Origin of the sequence: Granulicatella balaenopterae, assembly GCF_900111135.1 — a bacterium.
In the GTDB taxonomy this organism is placed as follows: Bacteria; Bacillota; Bacilli; order Lactobacillales; family Aerococcaceae; genus Granulicatella; species Granulicatella balaenopterae.
Genome location: NZ_FOGF01000074.1, coordinates 1 through 2,055, shown reverse-complemented (window position 1 = coordinate 2,055; position 2,055 = coordinate 1). Strand labels below are relative to the sequence as shown.

The window sequence follows — 2,055 nt, the reverse complement described above, 5'->3', positions numbered from 1 at the left end:
CAAGAAAAAGCTCTACTAAAAGGTGATGTGATTGCCGATGCACAAACTGCTGGCCTAACAGCTATCGAAAATCCAACAGGCGTCACATTAACAACGGATGGCATCAAAGTGGACGGCTTAACAACAGCCATTATCCGCCTAGCCAAAGTCGACCCACAAGCTGAACACGACAAAAAAGTCGCAGAAGCTGTCAAAAAAGTCAAAGCTCTAGACGACTTAACAAGCGACGAACAACAAAAATTCATCGACGAACTACAAGCAACACAAATCGGAGATGACTTAGATGCGATTGTCAAAAAAGCAGAAGACTTAGCAGCGCAAAAACAAGCACATGCAGCAAAAGTCGCAGAAGCTAAGAAAGAAATCGCTGCAATGGAAGGTTTAACAGACGAAGAAAAATCAGACTTCAACACTAAATTGGACGCTACAACAGTCGGAACAGACTTAACTCCAATTATTACTGAAGCGCAAAACTTATCAGATCAACACATTGCCGACCAAGCACAAGCTGAACACGATGCAAAAGTCGCCGAAGCTAAGAAAGAAATCGCTGCAATGGAAGGTTTAACAGACGAAGAAAAATCAGACTTCAACACTAAATTGGATAATACAAAAGTTGGCGACAACTTAGACCCAATTATTGAAGAAGCGCAAAACCTATCAGATCAACACATTGCTGACCAAGCTCAAGCCGAACACGATGCAAAAGTTGCCGAAGCTAAGAAACAAATTGAAGCAATGCCAGGTTTAACAGATACTGAAAAAGCCGACTTCAACACTAAATTGGACGCTACAACAGTTGGCGACAACTTAGACCCAATCATAGACGAAGCGCAAAACCTATCAGATCAACACATTGCGGAACAAAAACAAGCACATGCAGCAAAAGTCGCAGAAGCTAAGAAAGAAATCGCTGCAATGGAAGGTTTAACAGACGAAGAAAAATCAGACTTCAACACTAAATTGGACGCTACAACAGTCGGAACAGACTTAACTCCAATTATTACTGAAGCGCAAAACCTATCAGATCAACACATTGCTGACCAAGCTCAAGCCGAACACGACAAAAAAGTCGTAGAAGCTAAAAAACAAATCGCTGCAATGGAAGGTTTAACAGACGAAGAAAAATCAGACTTCAATACTAAATTGGATAATACAAAAGTTGGTGACAACTTAGACCCAATCATAGACGAAGCGCAAAACTTATCAGATCAACACATTGCCGACCAAGCACAAGCTGAACACGATGCAAAAGTTGCCGAAGCTAAGAAACAAATTGAAGCAATGCCAGGTTTATCAGACGATGAAAAATCAGACTTCAACACTAAATTGGACGCTACAAAAGTTGGCGACAACTTAGACCAAATCATTGAAGAAGCTCAAAACTTATCAGATCAACACATTGCCGACCAAGCACAAGCTGAACACGATGCAAAAGTCGCAGAAGCTAAGAAACAAATTGAAGCAATGGAAGGTTTAACAGACGAAGAAAAATCAGACTTCAACACTAAATTGGACGCTACAACAGTCGGAACAGACTTAACTCCAATTATTACTGAAGCGCAAAACTTATCAGATCAACACATTGCCGACCAAGCACAAGCTGAACACGATGCAAAAGTTGCCGAAGCTAAGAAACAAATTGAAGCAATGCCAGGTTTATCAGATACTGAAAAAGCCGACTTCAACACTAAATTGGATAATACAAAAGTTGGCGACAACTTAGACCCAATTATTGAAGAAGCGCAAAACTTATCAGATCAACACATTGCCGACCAAGCACAAGCTGAACACGATGCAAAAGTCGCAGAAGCTAAGAAACAAATTGAAGCAATGGAAGGTTTAACAGATACTGAAAAAGCCGACTTCAACACTAAATTGGACGCTACAAAAGTTGGCGACAACTTAGACCCAATCATAGACGAAGCGCAAAACCTATCAGACCAACACATTGCCGAACAAAAACCAAGCAAACAAAGAGGTTGGATTAAAGAAAATGGCAACTGGTTTTACTACAAAGAAGATGGCCAAAAAGCAATTGGCTGGCTACCAGAA

The 2,055-nt window shown here is 40.8% G+C and carries 1 protein-coding gene; it reads left to right on the top strand.

Annotated elements, in window-relative coordinates:
• Positions 1-2,055 (top strand): GA module-containing protein (locus BMX09_RS10150; protein WP_177159607.1); only part of this gene is annotated, 2,055 nt, incomplete at both ends.